At 44.7% G+C, this 7,612-nt stretch carries 7 protein-coding genes; all 7 read right to left on the bottom strand.

Going from position 1 to position 7,612, the window contains the following annotated elements:
- Positions 1–156: 156 nt before the first annotated feature.
- Positions 157–399 carry a hypothetical protein gene (locus Q1A23_RS10565; RefSeq protein ID WP_299822942.1) on the bottom strand — a complete coding sequence of 81 codons (243 nt, stop codon included), beginning with the start codon at positions 397–399 and terminating at the stop codon, positions 157–159.
- A 210-nt stretch (positions 400–609) separates the two neighbouring features.
- A complete protein-coding gene (locus Q1A23_RS10560) occupies positions 610–2,427 on the bottom strand; it encodes a MutS family DNA mismatch repair protein (RefSeq protein ID WP_299822939.1) in 1,818 nt (605 codons plus the stop codon).
- A gap of 18 nt (positions 2,428–2,445) precedes the next feature.
- On the bottom strand, positions 2,446–2,889 hold the full coding sequence (locus Q1A23_RS10555; protein ID WP_299822937.1) for a RidA family protein: 444 nt from the start codon (positions 2,887–2,889) through the stop codon (positions 2,446–2,448).
- A 285-nt stretch (positions 2,890–3,174) separates the two neighbouring features.
- Positions 3,175–4,398: a hypothetical protein gene (locus Q1A23_RS10550; protein WP_299822934.1), complete on the bottom strand. Its 1,224-nt coding sequence runs from the start codon at positions 4,396–4,398 to the stop codon at positions 3,175–3,177.
- Entirely contained in the window at positions 4,379–5,011 is a 633-nt protein-coding gene (locus Q1A23_RS10545; RefSeq protein WP_299822932.1) for a hypothetical protein, read from the bottom strand. Before Q1A23_RS10545 ends, Q1A23_RS10550 begins: the two co-directional genes overlap by 20 nt.
- 33 nt (positions 5,012–5,044) lie before the next feature.
- Complete coding sequence (locus tag Q1A23_RS10540) at positions 5,045–5,602, bottom strand: sigma-70 family RNA polymerase sigma factor (RefSeq protein ID WP_299822929.1); 558 nt, start codon at positions 5,600–5,602, stop codon at positions 5,045–5,047.
- 365 nt (positions 5,603–5,967) lie between these two features.
- Complete coding sequence (locus Q1A23_RS10535) at positions 5,968–7,545, bottom strand: aldehyde dehydrogenase family protein (protein ID WP_299822926.1); 1,578 nt, start codon at positions 7,543–7,545, stop codon at positions 5,968–5,970.
- Positions 7,546–7,612 lie beyond the last annotated feature (67 nt).

Here is a 7,612-nt window from a genome sequence, read left to right as displayed (position 1 = left end):
GGTACGCTTGCCTTTTTTCGCTGTCAGTTTTTCCATATAAGGTTGATGTTGGTGTCAACCTATTTCAGGACAGGACAGTATAAACAAAAAAGCCCCTGAGAGATCAGGGGCTTTTTTGTTTTAGGCTTAATTCCGGTTGATGGTAAAAACCAACCCTTACTCATTCCTCCTAATCGTACTTACAAAAGCATCACGCATATCCTGAAAACGGTTAAGTACGGCTTCGATAAACTCCTCATCAATCAGAGCTTTGATGCCATCATCACCGTTTACTTCAGTTTCCTCTATTTTATAGATTTGCTCCAGGTTAGCCTTCTCAAGCTTTAAAATATACTTGCCGTTATAGGAATGCAAGGTTATTTTAACGTGTGGGTTTGGTATATCTGCTACTACTCTCATGGTTCTATTTAGTTAATTGTGTTAAAGTGTAATTTTGGATGTCGATTAACTCACCCCTGCCCTCCGTGGAGAGGAATTAAAAAGAAAGCTGTTATTCCGAACGTATGTGAGAGTGCTGGCTACTTTCACAGTTCCGAAATATTCCAGATTTCTCACTAGCGTTCGAAATGACAAACGGGGTACTGCCTCAGAAAATTCTTTTGCCAAAAACTAGACCTGCTCCTCTATCTCGATGCCCATTAGCTGCATTAACTTGCTAGCGTTAAAGCTACGGCAAATACCCTGACGTAGTTTATAATCAAACTTTATTTCATCAGCTATAATGTCGCTGTTAAAACTGTAGTTAGATACGCTGCCTGGTAATTCCTGCTCCATTGCACCTAATTCCAGATCGTGGGTGGAGATGAAGCCAGAAGCGTTGCGCTTATGCAGTTGCCGTATAAGGGCCATAGCGCCTGCGTGGCGATCGCGGGAGTTGGTTCCTTTCAGTATCTCATCTAAGAAGTAAAATACTGGCTGTCCTTGCTCTGTTAGCTCTAAGAGCATACGCAAGCGCTTTAACTCTGCATAGAACGAAGAAGTATTCTCAGAAAGATTATCGGCGGTGCGCATGGCAGTATATACTTGTGCCGGAGCCATCACCATACTTGCAGCACAAACAGGGGCCCCCATCTGGGCCATTACCATATTTATACCCACCGTGCGCAGAAATGTAGTTTTACCCGACATATTAGAGCCTGTTACCACCATTGTTTTACCTGCACCTTGCATTGCAAAATTGTTGGCTACTGGCGTAACTGAAAAAATAAGCGGATGGGCCAGTTCCTGAACATTTAACTCGAAGGGCTGCTCTGACAGCAAAGGAATAGCGTAATGTGGATGTGCGTGCTGAAAGGCTGCTATACTTGCCAGCGCCTCCATATCGCCAAGCGCTTCAAGCATTTCCTCTAGTTGCGGCAGGTATTTATCGCGCCAGTTCTCCAGCCTGTACATCCATACAAAATCCCACATCAGCATGGTGTTCAGGAAAAACGACATAAGCGTACTTAACCGCCACGAAAAGAAATCGATGATGTTGGCCAGTTTATGAATAACAACAGACCCTTTGGTACCGGACTGCTGTAACCTTGCCTGCAGCTGCTGAAGCACTTCTGATGAAAACTGCTTTTGCTCCAAGTGCTGCAACTGCTTGGTATAGCTGCGCATGGCTTCGTAAATGCCTATACTTTTATCATAATAGTCGTCGCGCTCTACTCTATACTTGTGCCCGATAAGGTACTGCACAGCAAGAAATACGGTGGGTATGTAACCAGAAACAGTACCATAAGCCCAGGCTGCAATGGCTGCAAGCGTAAGTACAGGAAGTATGAAAACCAGTAACTTCAGCCAGCCATGTTGTTTGTAGAATGACTTATCGGCAAACCAATGTATAAAGCCGGCTGCAGAGGCTTCATCATGTTTGAAGTGGCGGGGAAGCGCTAGTAATTCCTGCAGCCAATCTAATTGCCTATCGGAAGCTAACTCGGCTATAGCTTGTTGCCGCTGAAGTATAACAGGTGCCGGAGCGGCGGCACTCAGCCATTCTGCCAGCCTTAGTTTACCTATACTTGTAACAGACCTGTTTATGAGCTGGAACAAGGAATTTTGTCCGAAGATATCCAGATCAGAAGTATATGGATGATGGCCGTCAATAAAAGAATTGCCACCATCGAAGGCATTTAGCTTGCCGTGCAGCCTGTCTGTTTCTTCTTCGTTTATCTTGCGCAGCAACACAAATTGCTGGTACGTAAAATCCAGGGTACTATGCCAGCGCATTACAAGTATAAACAGGATGTAAAACACAAGTATAGAGACAGCGCCTGCCGTATAGTTGCCTGTGCTAAACAAATAGTAAGCTGTTGCTACCCCTGCTGCAAATACCGCCACGCGCAGCCACGATACCCACCTCGACTTGGTTGCTGCGCGCTTTTCTTGTTCAGCCAGCGCTTCGGCACGCTGCCTATAAAGAGATTCTCTGTTGTTACTCAAAATACGAAAGTTTTATACTTAACCTTTGGCTGGTGTATCGATGGTGGCAATGCACTTTAGCTCTATGGCAATGGGTGTGGGCAGCTTGTTTATCTCTACTGTTGTGCGGCAAGGCTGGTTATCTTTAAAATACTCGGCGTAAAGTTTATTGTAGGCGGCAAAGTCATCTTTCATGTTTGTCAGGAATACGGTTACGTCCACCAGGTTATCCCAACTCGAGCCGGCATCTTCTAAAATGTAACGCACGTTCTGGAACACCGAGTGGCATTGCTTTTCGATGTCATAAGACGCGATGTTTCCATTATTGTCTAACTCTACGCCAGGTATCTTTTTGGTGCCGCGCTCTCTGGGGCCTACTCCTGATAAAAAAAGAAGATTACCCACCCGACGTGCATGTGGGTACAGCCCTACAGGCTCAGGTGCTTTTGATGAGTTCAGTAATTCCTTGTTATCTGTTGCCATGCGTCGTGTTTGTTAGAGATAGCTTTATACTATAACCTGTTAATCAAGATTACTCAAATCTACTTAATTTATACTTTAAGCTAAACTGCTACGCTCAAATATGCTTCCTACTAGCTTATGTAAGGTTAAAGTATCAGAGGCTATACTTTGTTTTTTTTACTGCGCGCGCTCATACTTCTAAGTATTACGCTACTCACCAAAGCTCGGCCTGTAGATTACGTTTTGTAAACAAAAAGGACCAGCAATTGCCGGTCCTCTTCACCTTTTACAAATAATCACAAACACTTACTTTGTAAACTTTACCTCGCCATACTTTGAGCTTATACTTACAGAGCCTTTTCCAGCGGATCCACCGTATCGGCCTTTATATTCTGCTGAGGTATGGCCTTTTTCAAGGGATGTAATATTAACCAGCGACTTATCCACTTTAAAATCTGCAAAGCTTACATTTACATCAAAGTTAAAAGCGGAGTTATCTTCAAATTTTAATGAAATAGGTGTGTAGCTGCTGTCTAATGCAATCTTACGTACGTTCTTCTCTACATTATCTACTTTAAATGTTCCAAATTTCACTTCCAGGCCTAACTCATCTCTCAGGCTGTTAATTTTAAAATCGCTAAACTTCGACGAGCCCCATAAGCCATTTGTATTGCCTATATCCATACTTGAGTAAGCTACATCCACGTTGCCGCCGTTAATAAAAGCACAAGTGCCGGAGCTGTATGCTAATTTCACTTTATTATCGGCATTGCTTAGCCTTGCACTTTTCAGGGAGCCATACTTTACTGATATATCCGTTTTGCCCTTTAGAGCTGCCAGCGTTACATCTCCAAAGCTGTTCTTTACAGCCAGCGCGTTGCTTTCGGGCATGTAGATGGTGTAGTTTATCTCGAAGCTCTTACTTGTGTTACCTGAAATGCGCATTGGCTCCATTTTGGTAACTACAGAAATTGTGTTGTCACTACGGCCATCTACAACATTAATGTTGTTCAGGATTTCCTGTGCTTTGTTCTCGTTAGAGGCTCTTGCAATAATATCTACTTTAACCCTTATCTCGTTTTTAGCCCAGGTGTTTACCTGCACGCTCCCGAACTTATTTTCTATACTTAAGGCGTCGGAGTTGCTAACGTTATAGGTCTTGTCAAAGGTTTTGCGCTTTTCAGTATCATAGGCTGCATCGGCATCCTGATTGATGATTATTGTTGACTCACCGGTTTGGTCCAGTATTAAGTCATTATGCAATCCTTCCAGTTCCTGCGCGATATCCGATAGCTTCATCAGCTCTGGTATGTCCTCCAGCTCTGCCAAATCTGCAAGGCTCGAAAGATCTGCAAGGTCTGCAAGTGACGACAATTCAGAAAGTGAGGCCAGACCATCCATGTTAAAGCGAAGGCTTATGTTTTGATCCGGGCATGTAGTGGGTTTAGTGTCCTGTGCCAGCGCTTTGCCGGGCACTACTGCAGATAAGAGTGTAAGGCAGCAAACAGCATTAAATATTCGTAGTTTCATTTTCTTTAAGTTCAGAGTTAATGGTTCTTTCCATTTTCTTGATGCGCTGGAGTACTTCCAGCTGTCTGTTAAGCACCTCGATCCGTATCTGCAGGTTCTGGACCATGGCCTCAACAATTTCTTCGGTATTTGGGGTAGTGTATAGTTGCTTTTTTAGTTGCAGGTAGCTGCTGTCCAGCCGGGCCAATTCACGGTCTATCTCCTGCTGCTCGCCCAGGCCAAGCACTTTCTTATCGTACTCGGTCAACTCGCTTTTCTTTTCTTCTATCTGGCTCACATAGTATGCCTCTACCTCTACAATTTCAGGGGCGATGTTGCTTATTACCTTTTGTTGCGAGGCTGCCAGCACGTTACCAGTATCTGGTGTGTTTTGCTTCATCATAACCAGCGTCAGGCCGCAGCCCAGCAACAGCACAACCGCTGCCGCAATACGCATAAACAGCATATCAGCCATAAAGCTGGCCCGCTCCCCAAACTTAATGTTAATCACCTTCGCCTCTTTGCGAGGGGCCTGCGTCTGCTGGCATATGCTTTGCCAAAGCTCCGGACGAGGCTCGAACACATCAAACTCATCGCGGTGTTCGCTCACAAAATTCTTTAATCTATCTTCCATGGTATATTTCTCCTCATGTATTCTTGTCTATGATCAAACTGCAAACTGTGGTTCTTTCATAATCTCCAGCAACTTCTTTTTAGCGCGGCTGTACTGCGATTTAGACGTTGACTCTGTTATTCCCAGTATCTCGCCTACCTCAGCATGGTCAAAGCCTTCCAGCAAGTATAAACTCAGCACCACTCTGTAGCCGTCCGGTAGTTTCATAATGGCTTTCCTTACTTTCTCCACTTTCCACTCAGCATCGTCTTCGTATTGCTCGTCGGCTATGTCTACTATGGTTCTTTCGTCCATAGGCACTAATTCAGACCTTCGCTTCCGGATGGCGTTAATGGCAGCGTTTACTACAATTCTTTTCAGCCAGCTGCCAAAAGATGCCTCGCCTTTGAAAGTATGTAAATTTTTGAAGGCACTAATAAAAGCTTCCTGCAGCACATCCTCTGCCTCTGCGTAATCGTTGGTGATGCGCATGCTCACGTTAAACATAGCTTTGGAATACAGCTTATACAGCTCGTACTGCGCACGATTGTCGCCTTCCCTGCACTTGTCTATAACATGGCTGTTAACGTCCTGGTAGCTGATGGTTTCCAAATTACGTCGATTTAACGTTTTGCTTTTATCTTATCCTGCTTCTCAATAATGCCCCCTTCTATTTATCCAACTTCTGCACTAAAGACAAGGGCAGGAGGCGTAGGTTGCATGAAGTTGCAAAATTTTTCTAATATTTTAATTTACTGATTTTATCAGGATGATATTTAATATTTCCAGGATTTAACTAAAGTATATGCTTCTTTTCCCTTAGTTGAAGAATGATAAAAGCTTGTGCTATCGATAGCAGTCAGAGCCAAAAAAGGAGTTTTACTTGCTTAATCGTAAGCCTACCAGCCAGGGTGCTGCCAAACAAAAAAGCCAGCCCCGTAAAAGAGCTGGCTTTTAATTCTAAGTATGATTTATACTTAGTCCATGATATCAAATTTGATGCCCTGCGCTAATGGTAATTCGCGGCTGTAGTTGATAGTATTGGTCTGGCGGCGCATGTAAATCCTCCAGGCATCAGAACCAGATTCGCGGCCTCCTCCTGTGTCTTTCTCGCCACCAAAGGCACCTCCGATTTCGGCACCCGACGTACCAATGTTTACGTTTGCAATACCGCAGTCAGATCCCCAATGGCTCAGGAATGCCTCTGTTTCAAGCAAGTTGGTAGAGAAAATGGCTGATGATAAGCCTTGGCGCACACCATTCTGTAGCTCAATTGCATTTTCGATGTCACCGCTATACTTTATCAAGTATAAAATTGGGGCAAACGTTTCTTCCTGCACCATTTCGTAATGGTTCTCAGCTTCTACAATGGCAGGAGTAACATACGTTCCGGTTTCATAGCCTGCTCCGCTAAGTATATCTCCGCCAGTAAGTAACTTACCGCCCTCCTGTTGCACCTTCTGCAAGGCATTTGTAAACGCATCAACAGCATCTTTATCAATAAGCGGGCCCACCAGGGTAGTGCTATCAAGTGGGTGGCCTATCGGCAGGTTCGGGTATATTTTAAGCAAGCGCTCTTTTACCTGCTCGTATACGTTTTCATGAATAATCAGGCGGCGTGTAGAGGTGCAGCGCTGGCCGCATGTACCTACAGCTCCGAACACAATTGCTCGTAAAGCCATTTCCACATCGGCATGCTCGGTAAGTATAATGGCGTTGTTGCCGCCAAGCTCTAAAAGCGATTTACCTAAACGTGCACCTACTGCCTCGCCTACTTTTTTACCCATACGCGTAGAGCCTGTCGCAGACACCAAAGGTATGCGGTTGTCATGGCTCATCAGGCTACCAATCTCGGCATCGCCGATAATCAGGTTAAACACTCCTTCAGGCAGTTCGTTTTCGGCTAAAACCTCACGTATGATATGCTGGCAGGCAATACCGGTAAGTGGTGTCTTTTCTGATGGCTTCCAGATGACAACATCACCACAAACGGCTGCTAACATTGCATTCCAGCTCCAGACTGCTACCGGGAAGTTAAAGGCAGAAATTACCCCAACTATACCTAACGGGTGGTACTGCTCGTACATACGGTGCTGCGGGCGCTCTGAGTGCATGGTATAGCCATGCAACTGCCGCGACAAGCCAACTGCAAAGTCACAGATATCGATCATCTCCTGCACTTCGCCTAAGCCTTCCTGCAGTATTTTGCCCATCTCGTAGCTCACCAGCTTGCCTAGTGGTTCTTTGTACTCACGCAGTTTTTCGCCGATCTGGCGTACAATTTCGCCACGCTTTGGCGATGGTGTTTTGCGCCATACTTTAAAAGCCTCTGCTGCTGTATTTACTACATGGTTGTAATCTTCGGTGGTTGCCATACTTACGTTAGCAATCAGGTTGCCATCGGCAGGAGAATGTATGGCACGCGTGTTTTTATTATCCTGGCCACCCCAGTTAAGGCCGGTGCTGTAAGCCGGGTTATGCTCTTTTATACCTAGCTGGTGCAGTACATCTACTAATTCCTTGTTCAGCGGAAGTTCATCTATGGTTTGTTTCATCAGTTTTACTTTATGTTTTAGAAGGTACTCTTTACAAATCTAAAAAATAAAAAAGCTTCTGCAAGAT

This window comes from uncultured Pontibacter sp. (assembly GCF_947492645.1).
Taxonomy (GTDB): domain Bacteria; phylum Bacteroidota; class Bacteroidia; order Cytophagales; family Hymenobacteraceae; genus Pontibacter.
Note: the sequence above shows the minus strand (reverse complement) of the source record. Positions and strands in the feature narration are given on the sequence as shown.

Bases quoted from the DNA above. Each gene is read 5' to 3' on its own strand.
- Q1A23_RS10565 (WP_299822942.1), bottom strand. From the start codon at position 399: ATGAGAGTAGTAGCAGATATACCAAACCCACACGTTAAAATAACCTTG.
- Q1A23_RS10555 (WP_299822937.1), bottom strand. From the start codon at position 2,889: ATGGCAACAGATAACAAGGAATTACTGAACTCATCAAAAGCACCTGAG.
- Q1A23_RS10550 (WP_299822934.1), bottom strand. From the start codon at position 4,398: ATGAAACTACGAATATTTAATGCTGTTTGCTGCCTTACACTCTTATCT.
- Q1A23_RS10545 (WP_299822932.1), bottom strand. From the start codon at position 5,011: ATGGAAGATAGATTAAAGAATTTTGTGAGCGAACACCGCGATGAGTTT.
- Q1A23_RS10535 (WP_299822926.1), bottom strand. From the start codon at position 7,545: ATGAAACAAACCATAGATGAACTTCCGCTGAACAAGGAATTAGTAGAT.